This window comes from Actinokineospora sp. PR83 (assembly GCF_021056305.1).
GTDB lineage: Bacteria > Actinomycetota > Actinomycetes > Mycobacteriales > Pseudonocardiaceae > Actinokineospora > Actinokineospora spheciospongiae.
Genome location: NZ_JAJCXD010000027.1, coordinates 34,528 through 53,026 on the forward strand (window position 1 = coordinate 34,528; position 18,499 = coordinate 53,026).

At 73.3% G+C, this 18,499-nt stretch carries 17 protein-coding genes; 6 read left to right on the forward strand and 11 right to left on the reverse strand.

All coding sequences use genetic code 11. The annotated features are described in order from the left end of the window. Positions 1-189 precede the first annotated feature (189 nt). Both hutU and hutH read right to left on the reverse strand, forming a co-directional pair. Positions 190-1,851 (reverse strand): urocanate hydratase, encoded by a 1,662-nt coding sequence (hutU, locus tag L6E12_RS09880; protein ID WP_236227600.1) that lies wholly within the window; start codon positions 1,849-1,851, stop codon positions 190-192. Continuing rightward, positions 1,848-3,386, reverse strand: a complete 1,539-nt coding sequence (gene hutH / locus L6E12_RS09885; RefSeq protein ID WP_236227601.1) for a histidine ammonia-lyase — start codon at positions 3,384-3,386, stop codon at positions 1,848-1,850. The genes hutU and hutH overlap by 4 nt, the downstream gene beginning before the upstream one ends. An 83-nt stretch (positions 3,387-3,469) precedes the next feature. Between hutH and L6E12_RS09890 the strand changes: the two genes are divergently transcribed. Then, a complete protein-coding gene (locus L6E12_RS09890; RefSeq protein ID WP_236227602.1) occupies positions 3,470-4,249 on the forward strand; it encodes an IclR family transcriptional regulator in 780 nt (259 codons plus the stop codon). A 451-nt stretch (positions 4,250-4,700) separates the two neighbouring features. Here L6E12_RS09890 and L6E12_RS09895 read toward each other — a convergent pair whose 3' ends face one another. From L6E12_RS09895 to L6E12_RS09910, 4 genes are read right to left on the reverse strand one after another with little or no spacing between them, the layout of a single operon-like run. Further along, the gene (locus L6E12_RS09895; RefSeq protein ID WP_236227603.1) at positions 4,701-5,621 is read right to left on the reverse strand and encodes an ABC transporter substrate-binding protein; all 921 of its coding nucleotides are present in this window, start codon (positions 5,619-5,621) and stop codon (positions 4,701-4,703) included. A 10-nt stretch (positions 5,622-5,631) separates the two neighbouring features. Further along, positions 5,632-6,381 (reverse strand): ABC transporter permease, encoded by a 750-nt coding sequence (locus tag L6E12_RS09900; protein WP_308074541.1) that lies wholly within the window; start codon positions 6,379-6,381, stop codon positions 5,632-5,634. Next, positions 6,378-7,040, reverse strand: a complete 663-nt coding sequence (locus L6E12_RS09905) for an ABC transporter permease (RefSeq protein WP_236227604.1) — start codon at positions 7,038-7,040, stop codon at positions 6,378-6,380. Before L6E12_RS09905 ends, L6E12_RS09900 begins: the two co-directional genes overlap by 4 nt. Continuing rightward, positions 7,037-8,173: an ABC transporter ATP-binding protein gene (locus L6E12_RS09910; protein WP_236227605.1), complete on the reverse strand. Its 1,137-nt coding sequence runs from the start codon at positions 8,171-8,173 to the stop codon at positions 7,037-7,039. The genes L6E12_RS09905 and L6E12_RS09910 overlap by 4 nt, the downstream gene beginning before the upstream one ends. A 165-nt stretch (positions 8,174-8,338) precedes the next feature. Here L6E12_RS09910 and L6E12_RS09915 point away from each other — a divergent pair, with 165 nt between their 5' ends. Further along, positions 8,339-9,826 (forward strand): bis-aminopropyl spermidine synthase family protein, encoded by a 1,488-nt coding sequence (locus L6E12_RS09915; protein WP_236227606.1) that lies wholly within the window; start codon positions 8,339-8,341, stop codon positions 9,824-9,826. Here the strand turns inward: L6E12_RS09915 and L6E12_RS09920 are convergent. Next, positions 9,823-12,267, reverse strand: coding sequence for an EAL domain-containing protein (locus tag L6E12_RS09920; protein ID WP_308074544.1), 2,445 nt, complete (start codon positions 12,265-12,267; stop codon positions 9,823-9,825). The two genes, L6E12_RS09915 and L6E12_RS09920, sit on opposite strands and share 4 nt — an antisense overlap. A gap of 191 nt (positions 12,268-12,458) precedes the next feature. Further along, a complete protein-coding gene (locus L6E12_RS09925) occupies positions 12,459-13,664 on the reverse strand; it encodes an NADP-dependent malic enzyme (protein ID WP_236227607.1) in 1,206 nt (401 codons plus the stop codon). Positions 13,665-14,090: 426 nt separating this feature from the next. Between L6E12_RS09925 and L6E12_RS09930 the strand changes: the two genes are divergently transcribed. Beyond that, the gene (locus tag L6E12_RS09930) at positions 14,091-14,699 is read left to right on the forward strand and encodes a dTDP-4-dehydrorhamnose 3,5-epimerase family protein (protein ID WP_236227608.1); all 609 of its coding nucleotides are present in this window, start codon (positions 14,091-14,093) and stop codon (positions 14,697-14,699) included. A gap of 374 nt (positions 14,700-15,073) precedes the next feature. Here the strand turns inward: L6E12_RS09930 and L6E12_RS09935 are convergent, their stop codons facing one another. After that, a complete protein-coding gene (locus L6E12_RS09935) occupies positions 15,074-15,445 on the reverse strand; it encodes a S24/S26 family peptidase (RefSeq protein WP_236227609.1) in 372 nt (123 codons plus the stop codon). A gap of 91 nt (positions 15,446-15,536) precedes the next feature. On the opposite strand from L6E12_RS09935, the gene sodN reads away from it, so the two are divergent. Continuing rightward, on the forward strand, positions 15,537-15,938 hold the full coding sequence (sodN, locus tag L6E12_RS09940) for a superoxide dismutase, Ni (protein ID WP_200873371.1): 402 nt from the start codon (positions 15,537-15,539) through the stop codon (positions 15,936-15,938). 364 nt (positions 15,939-16,302) lie between these two features. On the opposite strand, the gene L6E12_RS09945 is transcribed toward sodN, so the two are convergent. Then, a complete protein-coding gene (locus tag L6E12_RS09945) occupies positions 16,303-16,770 on the reverse strand; it encodes a hotdog fold domain-containing protein (RefSeq protein ID WP_236227610.1) in 468 nt (155 codons plus the stop codon). Positions 16,771-16,825: 55 nt separating this feature from the next. Here L6E12_RS09945 and L6E12_RS09950 point away from each other — a divergent pair, with 55 nt between their 5' ends. Together L6E12_RS09950 and L6E12_RS09955 are read left to right on the forward strand one after the other, a co-directional pair. Then, the gene (locus L6E12_RS09950) at positions 16,826-17,416 is read left to right on the forward strand and encodes an acid phosphatase (protein WP_236227611.1); all 591 of its coding nucleotides are present in this window, start codon (positions 16,826-16,828) and stop codon (positions 17,414-17,416) included. Further along, positions 17,413-17,904: a GNAT family N-acetyltransferase gene (locus L6E12_RS09955; RefSeq protein ID WP_236227612.1), complete on the forward strand. Its 492-nt coding sequence runs from the start codon at positions 17,413-17,415 to the stop codon at positions 17,902-17,904. Before L6E12_RS09950 ends, L6E12_RS09955 begins: the two co-directional genes overlap by 4 nt. A gap of 75 nt (positions 17,905-17,979) precedes the next feature. Here L6E12_RS09955 and L6E12_RS09960 read toward each other — a convergent pair whose 3' ends face one another. Further along, positions 17,980-18,381, reverse strand: a complete 402-nt coding sequence (locus L6E12_RS09960; RefSeq protein ID WP_236227613.1) for a hypothetical protein — start codon at positions 18,379-18,381, stop codon at positions 17,980-17,982. Positions 18,382-18,499 lie beyond the last annotated feature (118 nt).

The following is an 18,499-nucleotide window of genomic DNA, read 5'->3' on the forward strand; positions in this document are numbered from 1 at the left end:
CCCGAGGAGCGGCGGAACGCGCATCCAGTTGTCCACAGGCCGCCCTGGGAGCCCCCGAATTCCATTCTACTGCAGGGAAAGCAGGGTTCGCGCGCATCCATCCACAGGCGGCCCGGGGGACCCCCGGTTTCAACGCTACCGCGGGGGTACGACGAAACCGGGGGGTCGGGGAAGAGTTGTCCACAGTGGTCACGGGCGGGCCATCGGGACGGGGATGCCGTGGGCGGTGGCGACCTCGGTGGCGCGGTCGTAGCCCGCGTCGACGTGGCGGAGGACGCCGGTGGCGGGGTCGTTGGTGAGGACTCGTTCGAGCTTGGCGGCGGCGAGGGGGGTGCCGTCGGCGACGGTGACCTGGCCCGCGTGGATCGAGCGGCCGATGCCGACGCCGCCGCCGTGGTGGAGGGAGACCCAGGTGGCGCCGGAGGCGGTGTTGACCAGGGCGTTGAGCAGGGGCCAGTCGGCGATGGCGTCGGAGCCGTCGGCCATGGACTCGGTTTCGCGGTAGGGGCTGGCGACCGAGCCGCAGTCGAGGTGGTCGCGGCCGATGACGACCGGGGCGCCCAGTTCGCCGCTCGCGACCATCTCGTTGAAGCGCAGGCCCGCCAGGTGGCGTTCGCCGTGGCCGAGCCAGCAGATGCGGGCGGGCAGGCCCTGGAAGGCGACGCGCTCGCCCGCCAGGCGGATCCAGCGGGCCAGGGGTTCGTTGTCGGGGAACAGGTCCAGCACGGCCCGGTCGGTGGCGGCGATGTCGGCCGGGTCGCCGGAGAGCGCCGCCCAGCGGAACGGGCCGCGGCCCTCGCAGAACAGGGGGCGGATGTAGGCGGGGACGAAGCCGGGGAAGTCGAACGCCCGGTCGCAGCCGCCGAGTTGGGCCTCGCCGCGGATGGAGTTGCCGTAGTCGAAGACCTCGGCGCCCGCGTCGAGGAAGCCGACCATGGCACCGACGTGCTCGGCCATGGACTCGCGGGCGCGGGCGGTGAACTCGTCGGGCTTGTCGGCGGCGTAGGCGGCCCAGTCGGCGAGGTCGACGCCGCGGGGCAGGTAGGCCAGCGGGTCGTGCGCGGAGGTCTGGTCGGTGACGACGTCGACCTCGACGCCGCGGCGGAGCAGTTCGGGCAGGACCTCGGCGGCGTTGCCGATGACCCCGACCGACAGCGGCCGACCGGCGGCCTTGGCGGCCAGGGCGCTGCTGACGGCGCCGTCGAGGTCGTCGGCGAGTTCGTCGAGGTAGCGGGTCTGCACGCGGCGGCGGGCGCGGTCGGGGTCGACCTCGACGCACAGGGCGACGCCGTCGTTCATGGTGACCGCGAGCGGTTGCGCGCCGCCCATGCCGCCCAGGCCCGCGGTGAGGGTGAGGGTGCCGCGCAGGGTGCCGCCGAAGCGCTTGGCGGCGACGGCGGCGAAGGTCTCGTAGGTGCCCTGGAGGATGCCCTGGGTGCCGATGTAGATCCACGAACCGGCGGTCATCTGCCCGTACATGGTCAGCCCCTGGGCTTCCAGCCTGCGGAACTCCGGCCAGGTGGCCCAGTCGCCGACAAGGTTGGAGTTGGCGATGAGCACCCGCGGCGCCCACTCGTGGGTGCGCATGACCCCGACCGGTTTGCCCGACTGCACGAGCAGCGTCTCGTCCTCGTCGAGGGTGGTCAGCTCGCGGGTGATGGCCTCGAAGCTGCCCCAGTCGCGGGCTGCCTTGCCGGTGCCGCCGTAGACGACGAGGTCGTCGGGGCGCTCGGCGACCTCGGGGTCGAGGTTGTTGTGGAACATCCGCAGCGCGGCCTCGGTCTCCCAGCTCTTGGCGGTGAGCGCGGTGCCGCGCGCGGCGCGGACGGGGCGGGGTCCGGGGGTGGTCACGGGGTCCTCCTGGTGGCGGTGTGCGCGGCGGCGAGCACGGCGCCGGAGCGGACGAGCGCCTCGGCGGTGGCGATCTCGGGGGCGAGGTGCCGGTCGGGGCCCGGGCCGGGGACGTGGGCGCGCAGGGCGGCGACGGCGGCGGCCGTGGCCGGCCCCGAGGTCAGCGGGGCGCGCAGGTCGAGGGCGCGGGCGGCGGTGAGGAGTTCGACGGCGAGGACGGTGGTCAGCCCGTCGACGGCCCTGCGGAGCTTGCGGGCGGCGGACCAGCCCATCGAGACGTGGTCCTCCTGCATGGCCGAGCTGGGGATGGAGTCGACCGAGGCGGGGACGGCGAGCCGCTTGAGCTCGGAGACCACCGCGGCCTGGGTGTACTGGGCGATCATGTGACCGGAGTCGACGCCGGGGTCGGCGGCGAGGAACGGCGGCAGGCCGTGCGAGCGGGCCTGGTCGAGCATCCGGTCGGTGCGCCGCTCGGCCATGCTCGCCACGTCGGCGACCGGGATGGCGAGGAAGTCCAGCACGTACGCCAGGGGTGCGCCGTGGAAGTTGCCGTTCGACTCGACCCGGCCGTCCGCGAGCACCACCGGGTTGTCGATGGCGGCGGCCAGTTCCCGGTCGGCCACGGTTTCCGCGTGCGCCACGGTGTCCCGGGCGGCGCCGTGCACCTGCGGGGCGCAGCGCAGCGAGTAGGCGTCCTGCACCCGGGCGCAGTCCGGTCCCCGGTGGCTGGCCACGATCGGCGACCCGGCGAGGAACGCGGCGATCCGCGCCGCCGACACCGCCTGGCCCGGGTGCGGGCGCAGGGCCTGCAGGTCGGCGGCGAAGACGCGGTCGGTGCCCAGCAGCGCTTCGACGCTCATCGCGGCGGTGAGGTCGGCGGTGTCGAGCAGCAGCCGCAGGTCGGCGGCGGCCAGGGCCAGCATGCCGAGCATCCCGTCGGTGCCGTTGATCAGCGCGAGCCCCTCCTTCTCCGCCAGCACCACCGGTTCGAGCCCGGCCTCGGCGAGCGCGTCGGCGGCGGGCCGCAGTTCCCCCGCCGGGTCGCGCACCATCCCCTCCCCCATCAGCGCCAGTGCGACCGCCGACAGCGGGGCGAGGTCGCCGGAGCAGCCGAGCGAGCCGAACTCGTGCACCACCGGCACGATCCCCCGGTCCAGCAGGGCTGCGAGGGCGTTCACGGTGGACGGGTGGACGCCGGTGCGGCCGGTGGTGAGGGTGCGCAGCCGCAGCAGCATCAGCGCGCGCACCACCTCGGGTTCGACCTCGGGCCCGGCGCCCGCGGCGTGCGAGCGGATCAGCGAGCGCTGGAGCGCGGCGCGGCGGTCGAGCGGGATGTGCCGGGTGGCCAGGGCGCCGAACCCGGTGGACACCCCGTAGGTCGGGGTGGTGGCCTCGGCCAGGAGCTCGACGTGGGCCCGGGTGGCGGTGACCCCGGCCAGCGCGGGCGCGGCCACCTCGACCCCGGCGAGGCCGCGGGCGACCGCGACCACCTCGTCGCGGCTGAGCGGACCACCGTCGAGGACGACTCTCTCCATGCCCCCATTCCAGCCCCCGCCCCGGCCCGGGACGAGTGGGGATCGGGTGAGACCGTCTGGTATCCCAGACGTAGTCTGCGCCGATGGGTGCGAGCAGTGACGTCCCCGGGCTGCGCCGGGGGCTGGCGGTGTTGCGGCTGCTGGCCGCGAAGGCCGGTCCGGTGACCGCCGCCGCGGTGGCCCGCGAGCTGGGGCTGCCCCGGTCGAGCACCTACCACCTGCTCGGCGAGCTGTGCGCCGCCGGTTTCGCCACCCACCTGCCGGAGGAGCGGCGGTACGGGCTTGGCGTGGCCGCGTTCGAGGTCGGCTCGGCGTACCTGCGGCACGACCCGCTGCAGCGGTTGGGCCGCCCGGTGCTGGCCCGGCTCATCGCCCGCACGGGGCACGCCGCCCACCTGGGCGTGCTGCACGGCGGCGAGACCCTGTACCTGCTGCGCGAGCACCCCGGCGACGCGCACACCGTCACCGACGTCGGGGTGCGGCTGCCCGGGCACCTGCCCGCGTCGGGCCGGGCGGTGCTGGCGCACCTGCCCGCCGCGCAGGTGCGGGTGCTGTTCCCGGGGCGGCGCGCGTTCGTGGACCGCACCGGGCGGGGGCCGCGGCACCTGCCGCAGTTGCGGGCGCTGCTGGCGGCCGAGCGCAGGCGCGGGTGGGCGGTGGAGGACGGGTACGTGGTCGAGGGGTACGCCTCGGTGGCGGTCGCGGTGTTCGACCACGGTGGCCGGGCGGTGGCCGCGATCAGCACCACGTTCCGGCACGGTTGCCCGACCGAGTGCGGGGCCACCTGGCCGGAGTTGGCGGAGCTGACCCGGGTGGCGGCGGATGAGTTGACCGCGCGCATCGGCGGCCACCGGGCGGACTGATCTGCGTGGGTGGATCTGCTTCGCCGGGATCGCTCCGTGTGCTTCGGTCCAAGAGCCGGGATTTTGTCGCTGGCGCCCGGGTGGGTGGATCCGCTTGGGCGGGGCCCCTACGCCGATCATGCGCCCAGTGTGACCGAGTGGGGCTGAAGAGATGCCCCACAGCCCCAGCAGGCTCGCACATGATCGGCACCCCCACCCAAGCACATCCACCCACCCGGGCATTTTCGTAGCCGGGCCGGCGGTTGGCAGAGTGGTCGGCTATCGCTGCGCCCGGTGGGGTTTTGGGTGGCGGGTCGCCTGGCCGTCGGTTTGTTGGGTGGTCGGCGGCTGCGCGGGTGGGGTTCGAGGTGGCTGATGGCCGGGCCTGCGGGTGGGCGGGGCCCGATCTCGGATCGGGAAAGGCCGAGGCCCGCCCCCGGGTCGGGGGCGGGCCTCGGTGGGGTGCGGTGGGTCAGATGCCCGCGGTGGCGAGCCACTCCTTGGCCACGACGGCCGCGTTGGGCTTGCTCGGCGCGGCGAGCTTGCCGTTGAGCTCGATGAGGATCTCGGTGGTCAGCTTCGCCGAGACGGCGTTGAGCGTGGACTTGACCAGGTCGCCGGCCTTGCTCTTGTTGATCAGCGGGACCACGTTCTGGGCGGCGAAGTTGGCCTCCGGGTCCTCCAGGGCGACGAAGTCGTTGGTGGTGATCGCCGGGTCGGTGGTGAACAGGTCGGCCGCCTGGACCGCGCCGGACTTCAGCGCGTCCACGGTCAGCGGGCCGCCGACGTCGAGGGACTTGTACTCCTTGAGCTCCAGCTTGTACTTGTCCGCGAGCCCGGGGATGCCGTCGGCGCGCTTCTGGAACTCGGGCGGACCGCCGAAGGTGACCGGGCCGGTCTTGGCCAGGTCGCCGATGGTCTTGAGGTTCTTCTCGGTGGCGAAGGCCTTGGTGACGACCACCGCGTCCTTGTCCTCGGCCGCCGACTTGTCCAGGACGGTCAGGGTGCCGGGCAGCGCGGCCTGCAGGGCGCTGTAGACCTCGTCGGCCTTGGAGGCGGTGGCGTCCTTCTTGACGTGGGTGAGCAGCACGCCGGTGTACTCGGGGATCAGGTCGATCGAGCCGTCCTGCAGGCCCGGGTAGTAGGTCTCGCGGCTGCCGATGTTCAGCGTCCGGGTGACCTTGACGCCCTTGGCCTCCAGGGCGCCCGCGTAGATCTCGGCGATCAGGGTGCTCTCGGGGAAGTTGGCCGAGCCGACCGCGATGGTGTCCGTGGGCGCGGGGGTCCCCGTGCCGCTGGAGCCGCCCGCGAGCGGGTCGCCGGACCCGCCGCAGGCCGTCAGGGTGAGCAGCGCGGCGGTGGCCGCCGCCGCCGCGGTGAGAACGCGCTTCATCGGGGGCTCCTCATGTGCTTTCCGGTGCGGACTGGACCGCCATCTGGTGGATTCTGCCGGTGGCGCGCGCCTTGCGCGCGCCGGACTTGCGCAGTCCCGGGGACACCACCAGCCACTGCACGCCGGTGAGCACCAGTTCCACGGCGATGGCCAGGGCGGCGATCAGGATCGCGCCGGAGGCCATCTGGTCGAACTCGCGGTTGGAGAAGCCGTCGATCACGTACCGGCCGAGGCCGCCGAGGGAGACCTGGGCGGCGATGCTGACCGTGGCGATGATCTGCAGGGTGGCCGCCCGCAGCGCGCCGAACATCAGCGGCAGCGCGTTGGGCAGCTCGACCTTGAGCAGGATTTCCCACTCGCGCATCCCCATGCCGCGGGCCGCGTCGACCACCGCGCGGTCGACGTTGCGGATGCCCGCGTAGGTGCCCGCGAGCAGCACCGGGATGCCCAGCACCACCAGGGCGATGGTCAGCGCGGGCACGGCGTTGAGGATGCCGAACCACAGCACGAGCAGGATGACCAGGCCCAGTTCGGGCAGTGCGCGGAAGGAGTTGACGATGCCGACGACGAGCGTGCCGCCCTTGCCGGTGTGGCCGATCCAGGCGCCGAGCGGGATCGCGACGACCGCGGAGGCGAGCACGGCCAGCGCGGTGTAGCCCAGGTGTTCCAGGACGCGCTGCGGGATGCCCGCGGCGCCGTAGGTGGTCCGCCAGTGGGCGGGGTCGGTGAGCCAGTCGACGATCTGCTGGAAGATGCTCACGTGGCCGCCCCCGCCTTGGGGCCGACCCGCGCCCACGGGGTGAGGCGCCTGCCCAGCAGGGCGAGCAGGCCGTCGATGACCAGCGCGAGCAGCACGATGATCACGATCCCGGCGATGATCTGGTCGAAGTTCGGCGGCGAGGTCTGCGAGCCCTGGAGCAGGAGGAGGCCGAGGCTGGTGACGCCGATGAGCTGCCCGATGGCGACCAGGCCCATGTTGGACACCGCCGCGACCCGGATGCCCGCGATCAGCACCGGCACGGCCAGCGGCAGTTCGACGGCGAAGAACCGGCCGATCGGGCGGTAGCCCATGGCGGTGGCGGCGGTGGTGACCGACTCGGGGACGGCGGAGAGCGCGTCGGTGATCGACCGCACGAGCAGGGCCACGGTGTAGAGCGTCAGCGCCACCTGCACGTTGATCGGTTCGAGGCTCTGCGTGCCGAGGACCAGCGGCATGATCACGAACAGGGCGAGCGACGGGATCGTGTAGAGCAGGCTGGACAGCGGGACCAGGATCGCCTTGGCCACCGGCCACCGGCTCGCCGCCCAGCCCAGGGGCATGGAGACCAGGGTGCCCGCCACGACCGGTACGAGCGCCAGCCACAGGTGGGTGAGGATGATCGGGCCCAGCCCGTCGAGGTTGTTCAGGAGCCAGGTCACGTGGGGACCTCGCCCGACCGCCGGGCCTCGGCCAGCGCGGCGATGACGGTGTCGGCGGTGACCCCGCCGACCACGGCGCCGCCGCTGTCGACGGCGATGCCGACGCCGGACGGGGAGCTGAGCGCGGCGTCGAGGGCGTTGCGCAGCGAACCAGAGGTGCCGCCGGACTCGGCGTCGACGGAGTAGAGGGAGCCGCCGGACACCAGGTTCTCCGCGCTCACCGCCTCGCCCGAGGACGACAGCAGGTCGGCGGAGACCCAGCCCAGCGGGCGCTTGGCGTCGTCGACGACGACCGCCCAGCCGTCGGTGAGCTGACCGCGGGCGGTGTCGACCGCCGTGCCGACCGGGACGCTGGACACGGGACCGACCGGGACGCCGTGGCCGGACAGGAAGCCCAGGGCGCGGTAGCCGCGGTCGCGGCCGACGAAGGAGGCGACGAAGTCGTCCACCGGGCCGGCCAGCAGCGCCGAGGGGGTGTCGAACTGGGCCAGCCGCCCGCCGACGCGCAGCACCGCCACCTTGTCGCCGAGCTTGATCGCCTCGTCGATGTCGTGGGTGACGAAGACGATGGTCTTGCCCAGCTCGGATTGCAGGCGCAGCAGCTCTTCCTGCAGGTCGTCGCGGACGATCGGGTCGACGGCGCTGAACGGTTCGTCCATCAGCAGCACCGGCGGGTCGGCGGCGAGCGCGCGGGCCACGCCGACGCGCTGCTGCTGGCCGCCGGAGAGCTGCGCCGGGTAGCGCTTGGCGAGGGCGGCGGGCAGGCCCACGGTCTCCAGCAGCTCCGCGGCCCGCTTGCGCGCGGCGGCCCTGCCGGTGCCGGTGAGCACCGGGACGGTGGCCACGTTGTCGAGCACGGTGCGGTGCGGGAACAGGCCCGCGTTCTGGATCACGTAGCCGATGCCGCGGCGCAGCGCGGACGGCGACTGCGCGCGGACGTCGCGCCCGTCGATGAGGACGGTGCCCTCCGTCGGGTCGACCATTCGGTTGATCATGCGCAGCGAGGTGGTCTTGCCGCAGCCGGACGGACCGACGAGGACGGTGATCCCGCCGTCCTCGATGGTCAGGTCCAGCGCGTCCACCGCCACCGTGCCGTCGGGGTAGCGCTTGGTCACGGACTGGAACTCGATCACTCGGGCCCCTCGTTCGACACGGCTCCTTGCCGGCCGTGGATTCGAAAACCCTAGTCCGGCGGCGCCGGGTGGGCAGGGTGTTCCAGGATGTGACCGGCGGGTCTGTGCCGGGAATCTCCCATCCGGGTCAACCGGGTGCGCCACCTTCCGTAGGCTCTCGCGGTTGTGGCCGACTCGCTGACGACCTTCCTGGACACCCGCGGTGCGCACACCCGCCCGCTGCGCGCCCTCCTCGGCACCCTCGCCGGGGGCTGGACCCCGCTGGAGGAGCTGGTGCGCGCCTCCGCGCAGCCCCGGCGCACGGTGGAGGAGCTGCTGGCCGCCTGCGGCGACCTCGTCGAGCGCGACGGCGCGGCGTGGCGGGCGGTGGGGTCGGCGGCCGGGCGGTTCCGCGACCTGGCGACCCTCCCCCCGGCCGACCCTGGCGCGGTGGCGGCGGCGGTCGAGGAGTACCTGGCGGGGGTGCCCGCCCCGCTGCGCGCCCTCGACCACGTGCAGGCCGACGCGGACACGGTGCTGCGCCGGGCCCGCTGGCTCGACGACACCTACTGGCTCGACGGCGCGCACCTGCTCTGCGTCGGCGACCACGACCTGACCGCGCTCGCCGCCTGCACGCTGCGCCCGGGCCTGCGGGCGACGGTGGTCGACCTGGACGACCGGCTGCTGTCCTACGTGGACGGCGTGGCCCGCGACCGGGGCCTGGACGTGCGCTGCCTGCACGCCGACTTCCGCTTCGGCCTGCCCCCGCTGGCCGTCGGCTCGGCGGACCTGGTCTTCACCGACCCCCCGTACACCCCGGAGGGGATGCGCCTGTTCCTCGCGCGCGGCGTCGAGGGCCTGCGCGACCCGGACGGCCGGGTGGTCGTGGCCTACGGCTACAGCTCCCGCAACCCGACCCTGGGGCTCAAGACGCAGCAGGAGGTCCTGCGGTTGGGGTTGGTGTTCGAGGCGGTGCTGCCGGGCTTCAACCGCTACCGGGGCGCGCAGGCCGTGGGCAGCGCGAGTGACCTGTACGTGCTGCAACCGACCGCGCGCTCCCCGCGCCTGGCCGAGTCGGGCATCGGCATCTACACGCACGGGCCCCAGTCCCTGGAGTCCGGCGGCACCGACCCGGACGCCGTCGCCGCCCTGCTCCGCCTGACCCGGGCCGACGCGGTGGGGCAGCCCGCGCTGCTCGGCCCCGGGTGGGCCGAACCGGTCCGCTCCGGGGGTTCGCTCGCCTACGACCTCGCCGCCGACCCGGGGCCGTGGCTGGCGCGCACGCTGGTCGCCGCCCCGTCGGTGCGGGTGGGCGCGCTGGTGCCGAACAACCACCCGGACATCGTCGACGCCCGGGGGCAGAACGCGGTGAAGGACCTGGTGGCGGCCAAGTTCCGGCTGACCTTCCACCGCAGCACCCCCGACGGGAAGCACGCTGTCGTCACCGCCGACCCGGTGGACGCCCCCGGCGTCGGGAGGGCGCTGCTGGAGCGGGTGCACGGCAAGCTGGGCAACGTGTGGCGGGAGGCGCTGATCCGGGCCGCGCCGGGGCTGACCAAGCGGGAGGCCAGGGAGCGGGTCGCCGCCCTCGCCCCGGACGAGGCGGACCTGGACGCCCGGCTGATCGACCTGCCGCTGGACCGGCTGCGGGCCGTGCTGGCGGCGGCGGGTTAGGCCCCGCTGGGGATGTGGACCGGGCCGAGCTTGAGGAGTTCGCGGAATTCCCTGGCCGGGATGGGTCTCGACATCAGCCAGCCCTGGTAGGCGTCCACGCCCACACCGCGCAGGACGTGGAACTGGGTGGCGTTCTCCACGCCCTCGGCGACGCAACTGCGGCCCATGGCCCTGGCCATGTCGACCAGGGCGCGGGCGACGGCGAAGTCGGAGGCGTCGGTGGCGACCCCGGAGACGAACCGGCGGTCGATCTTGATGATCTGCGCCGGGAGTTCCTTGAGCCGGGCCAGGGACGAGTAGCCGGTGCCGAAGTCGTCGACGGCGAAGCGGACGCCGCGCTCCACCAGTTCGGCCATGGCCTCGCGGCTGCGGGAGGGCAGGTCGATGAGGCTGGTCTCCACCAGTTCCAGGATGACCCGGTCCCAGCTGATGCCGGTGGCGGCCACGGAGGAGGTGACGATGTCGACGAAGTCCGGGTCGCCGGGGACCAGGCCCGCCAGGTTGACCGCGATGCCCACGCCACCGGTCAGCACGCCGCCGCAGAGCTGGGGCCACTCGGCCGCCTCGGTGAACGCGGTGCGCAGCACCCAGCGATCCAGTTCGCCTTGGAGGTCGCCCTGCTCGGCGACCGGGAGGAACTCGCCGGGCATGAGCAGGCCGCGCTCCGGGTGCGGCCAGCGGACCAGGGCCTCGGCGGACAGGACCGTGCCGTCCGGGCCGACGACCGGCTGGTAGTGCAGGATCAACTGGTCGTTGGCGATGGCCTCGCGCAGCTGGCCCTCCAGCAGCATCTGGCTGTTGGCCGAGGCGATCAGCGCGTCCGAGGCCATCGAGACGCGGCCGGTGCCCCGGGCCTTCGCGGCGAACATGGCCGCGTCGGCGTAGCGCAGCAGGTCGGCGCCACTGGTCTCCGGGCCGGTGGGCACCGCAGCGCCGATCGACGCCGACACCCGCAGTAGCTGACCGCGGACCGGCACCGCCGTGCGCAGCAGGCTCGCCACCTGGTTGGCCAGCACCTCCACGCCGCCCGCCTCGTCCACGTCGGAGCAGATGACGACGTACTCGTCGCCGGACATCCTGGCCACCGTGCAGCTCGGCGGCAGCCCGCGCTCCAGGCGGCGGGCCAGGGCGGTGATCAGCTCGTCGCCGACGTCGTGGCCCAGGGAGTCGTTGACCCGCTTGAAGTTGTCGACGTCGCAGAACAGCAGGGCGATGCGCTGGTAGTCGCGACCGCCGAGCAGGGTGGCGAGCAGTTCCTTGACCGCGGCCCGGCCGGGCAGGCCGGTCAGCTCGTCGTGGGTGGCCTGGTAGCGCAGGCGCTCGGCGGTGCGGCGGCGGTCGGTGACGTCGGCGAAGACCACCAGCCAGAAGCGCCTGCCGTCGTCGGTGACCGACACGGTGGCGTTCAGCTCGCAGTAGACCGGTTTGCCCGCGGCGGTGCTGAGCACCCGCTGCCCGCTGTGGAAGGCCGGGGTGTCGCGGCCGCGCCGGGACTCGCGGTCGTCGGGGTGGGTGAGCTGCTCGGCGGTGGTGCCGCGCAGCCGCTCCAGGTCCATGCCCAGCAGCGAGCACAGCGCGTCGTTGGCGTCGACCAGCCGCTCGGCGTCGTCGAACAGCGCGATGCCGACCGGGGTGATGGCCACCAGGTCGGTGAACCGCTTGCTGGAGCGCTGCATCCTGGTCTCGGTGGAGCGCTGCTCGGTGACGTCCTGGCAGGTGCCGATCATGACGCCGCGGTCGGGGTCGGCGGCCTCGCCGCGCACCCGGAACACCCGCCGCTTGCCGTCGGGGCGGACCACCCGGTGCTCGCACTCCACCGGCCTGCGCGCGCTCGCCAGCTCCTGCCAGCGCTGGTCGACCCAGCCGCGGTCGTCCGGGTGCACGATCTTGAGGTAGTCCGAGTAGGTGATCGCGGTGCCGGGGGCGATGCCCGCCAAGTCGTAGAGCATGGAGGACCACACGCAGTCGCCGGTCGCGGTGTCCCACTCCCAGGTGCCCATCCTGGCCACCCGCTGGGTTTCGCGGAACAGCCGCCCGTCCTGGCTGAGCTGGCGCTCCAGGGCGCGGATCTTGGTGACGTCCTGCACGGTGCCGTGCACGGTCACCAGCGCGCCGGAGGCGTCGAACTCGGCGCGGGCGCGCACCAGGTAGGACCGCTCCCCGGTCAGGTCGCGGACGTCGAGGTCGAGGGTCTCCGGGCTGCGCTGCGCCCACAGCCGGTCGCGGAACTCGCCGAGCACCGCCAGGTCCTCCTGGTGCACCAGGGCGACCAGGTCCTCGACGGTGCCGTCGGCCGGGAGCCCGCAGAGGCCGCGCAGCCCGGCGGAGAGGTAGGTGCGGCCCGTGGCGGCCTCGACGGTCCAGCTCCCCATGCGCGCGATCCGCTGGGCCTCCAGCAGCACGGCGCGCTCGGCGGCCGGGTCGTCGTCGAAGTTGGCCACGCCCGGTTCTACCAGTCCGGGGGCGGGAGATCGACCGCGCGCCGGACCCGGTACGGGTCCGGCGCCGGGGGTGTCGGGGGTGGCAGGGGTGCGGGCGTGGGGGTCGGCCCGCACGACATGCTCGGCCACGGCGCAACCTCCACCCCTCGTGTGAGCGGGTGGGGCACCGCTGCCGAGCATCCCGCTGTGGGTCAGGCTACCCCGTCCTCCTTCGCCGCCCGAGCGACCGCCGCGGCCACCTCGGGGGCCACCCGCGGGTCCAGGGCGCTGGGGACGATCCGGTCCGGTCCCAGGTCGTCCTCGGCGACGGCGACGATCGCGTCGGCCGCGGCCAGCTTCATCCGCTCGGTGATCCGCCGGGCGCCCGCGTCCAGTGCGCCGCGGAAGATGCCGGGGAAGGCCAGCACGTTGTTGATCTGGTTCGGGAAGTCGCTGCGGCCGGTGGCGACGATCGCCGCGTGCCGCCGCGCCACCTCGGGGTGGATCTCCGGGTCCGGGTTCGACAGGGCGAAGACGATGGAGTCCGGCGCCATCGAGGCCACGACCTCCTCGGGCACGGTGCCCGCGGACAGGCCGACGAACACGTCCGCGCCGCGCATGGCCTCGGCCGCGCCGCCGCGCAGGTTGGCGTTGTTGGTGACCTCGGCCATCCGCTCCTTGATCGGGTTGAGCCCGTCGCGGCCGGGGAAGACGATGCCCCGGGAGTCCAGCAGGGTCACGTCGCCGACCCCGGCGGCGATGAGGATCTTCGCGCAGGCCACGCCCGCGGCGCCCGCGCCCGCGATGACCACGCGCTGGTCGCGGATGTCCTTCGACAGCACCTTGTTGGCGCCGCGCAGGGCCGCCAGCAGCACGATCGCGGTGCCGTGCTGGTCGTCGTGCATGACCGGGCAGTCCAGCGCCTCGATCAGCCGGTCCTCCAGCTCGAAGCAGCGCGGGGCGGAGATGTCCTCCAGGTTGACCGCGCCGAAGGAGGGCCGCAGCCGCACCAGGGTCTCGATGATCTCGTCGACGTTCGTGGTGTCGAGCACCAGCGGGATCGAGTCCAGGCCGCCGAAGGTCTTGAACAGCGCCGCCTTGCCCTCCATGACCGGCAGCGAGGCCGCCGCGCCGATGTCGCCGAGGCCGAGCACCGCGGTGCCGTCGGACACGACCGCCACCAGCCGCGAGGTCCAGGTGTAGCGCTTGGCCAGCGCCTTGTCCTGGGCGATCGCCAGGCTGACCTTGGCCACCCCCGGGGTGTAGGCGATGGCGAGGGCGCGCGGGTCGGCCAGCGGCTTGGTCACCTCGATGCCGAGCTTGCCGCCCTCGTGCGCGGTGAAGATCTCCTCGTCGGTGATCGGCACCGCCGTCACGTCGTCGCTCACACTTGCCTCAATCTCGTTCAAAGCGGTCATGGCGTCCCTCCTGGATCGCACTGCGCTCGACGCGCGCGGAAGCACGGAGCGGTCGTCGGGACGGCGACGGCGTGGCCGCGACGGTTCGTACGGTCCGTCGCGGTGGGCCGCGACCGTTGCCCGGCGGGGGTTCGGTCACCGCCCCGGGGGTGCGGGGGCGACGGCCGCGGACGCTGCGGTCCGGCCAGTCTGGCAGCTCCCTTCCGGCGGTGTCTGCGGTGGGGGTCACATCGAGGCGACCTTTGTCCGCAGGTCAGACCCGGTTTCGCAAGACGTCCGTCCGGTTTTGTTGATCGCGCACAGGTGTACCTGGTGTTTTCTCCGTGTGACAGCCGAATGGCGCAACAGGCGCGTGAGGCACGTCTCTGCCCGCCGTCAAGCCCCTCTTGCGCGCCGCGGGCCGGAACGGCTCTCTAGAATCACCCCATGCAGGTACGCGAGCTGAACGTTCCCGACGCCTTCGAGTTCACCCCCCGGACGTTCCCGGACGCCCGCGGCGTGTTCGTGTCCCCGTTCCAGGGCGAGGCGTTCACCAAGGCGGTCGGGCACCCGCTGACGGTGGCGCAGAGCAACCACAGCCAGTCCCGCAAGGGCGCCATCCGCGGCCTGCACTTCGCCGACGTGCCGCCCGGCCAGGCCAAGTACGTGTACTGCCCGCAGGGCGCGCTGCTCGACTTCGTGGTGGACCTGCGGGTCGGCTCGCCCACCTTCGGCCAGTGGGACGCGGTCCGGCTCGACCCGGTCGACTTCCGCGCGGTCTACGTCCCCGAGGGCGTCGGCCACGGCTTCGTCGCCCTCGAGGACGACACGGTGATCTCCTACCTGTGCTCCACCGGCTACAACCCCGGCGCCGAACACGGCATCAACCCCCTCGACGCGAACCTGGCGCTGCCGTGGGAACCGGGGCTGCCCGCGGTCCTGTCCGAAAAGGACGAGGCGGCGCCGTCGCTGGCCGAGGCCCTGGCCACCGGCCTGCTCCCCCAGTACGCCGACTGCGTGGCCCACTACGAGAAGCTCAGGACCGCCACCGCCTGACTCCTCGCGCGGTCCGCGGACCCGCCCGAGCCTCGTGTGCCCGCTGGTCCGGTGTGGCCCGTGCCCGCCGAGATCACCCGGTCCGCTGCCCGAGCCCCGGCGTGGCACACGGTTCCGGTACAGCCCGCGCCTGCCGAGCCCGTCCAGGCCGACCGCCCCAGCTCCGGCATGGCACACGGTTCCGGTACAGCCCGTGCCAGCCGAGCCCCGCCCAAGCCGCTGCCCGAGCCCCGGCGCGGCCCACAGGTCCGGTGTGGCCTGCGCCAGGTCCGGTGTGGTTTGCGCCCGTCGAGCCCCGTCCAGGCCGCTCGCCCGAGCCCGGCGCGGTTCACAGGCCCCCTGCCAGGGCCGCCCGTGCCCGGCGCGGTCCACCGTCAGGGCCGCGACCGCCCGAGCCGCCGGGGCGCGGGCGCCAGCCGCCAGAGGACCACGGCGTGCACCCGGGCGGGCCCCAACCCCCGGGAGTCGGTGGACCCGCGCGGGTTGTCCCCCTCGACGTGCCACCCGCCGCCGTCGGGCCGCACCGCCCGCTTCACCGACAACTGCCCGGGCCGGTCGTCCCAGGTCACCAGCACCACGTCACCCGGCCGGGGGTTCTTGCGCACCGCCACCACGGTGTCCCCGTCCCCCAGCGTCGGGGCCATCGAGGGCCCGCGGACCCGCACCCGGCGCAGCGGGTACCACCCCATCACCACGTCCATGCCGCCCCTCCCCCCGGCCGCTCCCGTCCCCCGCGTGGCGATCATCTCCGACCACCTCCACCTGCCACCCCGCGCCCCCCGGAGTAGGGTCGATTTCGTCGGAGCATCCCCGTTTTGCCATGGAGGAACCATGCGACTGGTGTCGCGCTTTCTCACCCCTCGCCTGGAGGCAACCGCACACTGCGACCTCCCGTGCGGCGTGTACGACCCGGCGCAGGCCCGCATCGAGGCCGAGTCCGTCAAGGCCATCCAGCAGAAGTACCAGGACAACGAGGACCCCGAGTTCCGCACCCGCGCCATCCTGATCGCGGAGCAGCGCAGCGAACTGGTCAAGCACCACCTGTGGGTCCTGTGGACCGACTACTTCAAGCCCCCGCACTTCGAGAAGTACCCGGACCTCCACGACCTGTTCAACCGCGCCACCAAGGCCGCGGGCGCCACCGGGACCAAGGGTTCGATGGACCCGGCCACCGGCCAGGCCCTCCTCGACCTGATCGGCGAGATCGACAAGGTCTTCTGGGAGACCAAGAAGGCGTGAGCTAGACGCGTCCAAAGCGGCGCTGACCAGCGGATTTTCGTTCCGCCGGTCAGCGCCGTTTGCCGTTGTCCAGTTCCTCAGACGGCCCACACACGGCCCAAGCCGTTCCTATGAGGACGAACTCCGGGGAGGCTGGACGCACGCGCTATCGACCCCGAAGACGACCACGCAGTTCATCAAGCCCGATTCCTGGAAATCCGAATACACCGGGGGGCGCATTCTCGTGGACCTTCGTCATCGGTGCTGCGGGATGTCGACCACACACAGCCGGGGAGTTCCCCGGCAGCGCAACCAGTTGGTTCGCAGACTCCTCGAGGTGGTCGTCCTCAACTGACGCGCGTTCGGTGAGACCGGTACGGCGGGGTCACTTGGCCGGGGAGATGCGGATGGTGATGGTGGCCGTGGCGACCTCCTGGTCCGCGCGGTCGCGGATGGAGACCGGGACGGGGAGGTCGAACGGGTCCGGGCCGAACTGCGGGACCTCGGCGGTGGCCACGGCGGTGAGGCTGGTGGTGGCCTTGGCCGTGTAGGCGACCACCATGCCCTTGGGGATCCAGCGGTGGGTGGTGGGGACGGTGGCCTCGGCGAGCATGCCCATGGCGATCTCGGCCATGTTGCACACGGCGATGGCGTGGAAGGTGCCGATGTGGTTGTGCACGCCCCACCACTTGGGCGCGCGGACCTCGGCGCGGCCGGGGCGCATGTCGACCACCGTGGGGAGGATGGTGCCGAAGTAGGGGACGCGGAGCACGGCCGCGGCGGAGAAGAGGCGGGGGCCGAGGGGTTTGCCCGCGAGGGCCTGCCAGGCGCGATAGGTCGTGGTGGCGGTCACGGAAAACCAAGTTACTCATCGGTAGCACAACGGACAAGGGGCTTAGGATCAGCGCATGAGCAACACCGTCTATCTGCTCCGGCACGGGCAGACCGAGTGGTCCGAGACCGGTAAGCACACCGGGCGCACCGACATCCCGCTGACCGGGGAGGGGGAGGCGCGGGCGCGGCGGGCCGGGGAGGTGTTGGCGGGGCTGCGCGGCGAGCGGGGGGCCGTGGTCATCACCAGCCCCCGGCAGCGGGCGGTTCGGACGGCCGCGTTGGCCGGGTTGGCCGTGGACGAGACCACCGAAGAGCTGGCGGAGTGGGACTACGGCGACTACGAGGGGCTGACCACGCCCGAGATCCGGGAGGCGGTGCCCGGGTGGACGGTGTGGACGCACCCCTGCCCGAACGGGGAGAGCGCCGAGCAGGTGACCGAGCGCGCGGCGCGGCTGCTGGACCGGGTCCGGCGATTGGACCGCGACGTGGTGCTGGTGGGGCACGGGCACTTCAGCCGGGTGCTGGTGGCCGCCTGGATCGGGCAGCCGTCGACCTTCGGCGTCCACTTCGGACTTGACGCGGCGGGGATCGTGGTGCTCGGTGACGAGCGCGGCGTTCCGCAGATCAAGCGCATGAACATCCCTTCGCCAGTGAGGAATCCATGACCGACAGCAGGGTCCGCCGGGTGTCCGAGTCCGATGTGGACGCCGTGGTGGGGTTGGTGCACGAGTTGGCCGAGTACGAGCGGGCGCCCCACGAGTGCCACCTGACCGCCGAGCAGTTGCGGGCCGCCCTGTTCGGCGACGCGCCCGCCTTGTTCGGACACGTCGCCGAGGTGGGTGGGGAGGTGGTCGGGTGCGCGCTGTGGTTCCTGAACTTCTCCACGTGGCGCGGGACGCACGGGATCTACCTCGAGGACCTCTACGTGCGGCCGACCGAGCGCGGTGGCGGGCTGGGCAAGGCGCTGCTGACCGCGTTGGCCGAGGAGTGCGTGGCCCGCGGGTACCAGCGGCTGGAGTGGTGGGTGCTGGACTGGAACGAGCCCGCCCTCGGGTTCTACCGGTCGATCGGGGCGGTGCCGATGAACGGGTGGACCGTGCACCGGCTGACTGACGCCGCCTTGGCCGCCCTGGGCGCGGGGGCGCGGGGCTGACCGCCCGGTGGTCGGAGATTTTCCCGACGTGATCGCGGCGCGGCCATTGTGGCCGCGCCGCACCCGTTCGGGGCACTACTCGTCTTCGAGGCCCTCGGCCCAGGCCGTGGTGGCGGGGTGGAACAGCAGGACCAGGGTGATCAGGCAGCCGAGGCCGACCGGGATGCCGATGTCGGGGCGCCCGGACGGGCCCAGGGCGTACCAGGCGGCACCGGCCAGGAGCACCTGGAGCACGATCGACGGGCTGCGCGACCAGGTCTTCCCCAGCAGCAGCCCCGCCGAGCAGGCGGCGATGCCCGCGGTGAGGACGGCGAAGTAGGCCGCCTCGCCGAGCACGGTCCCGGTGTCGAACGAGGTGTCCCCGCCGAAGGCCTGGAACACCATGAACGCCGTGAAGCCCAGGGCGACGAGGGCTTGCAGGCCGATCAGCGCGCCCGCGCCGAGCACGGTGCGGGGGGCCGTGGAGGTCAGTCGCACAGGGGCCTCGAAGGGGTCGGGGGCGGGTCGGTCGGGGGGCGCACGTGACGGTGCGTGTGCACCGCCGATCGTATGCCACTCGGACGGCCGGTCGTGCCGGGCGAGCGGGGCGGGCAAG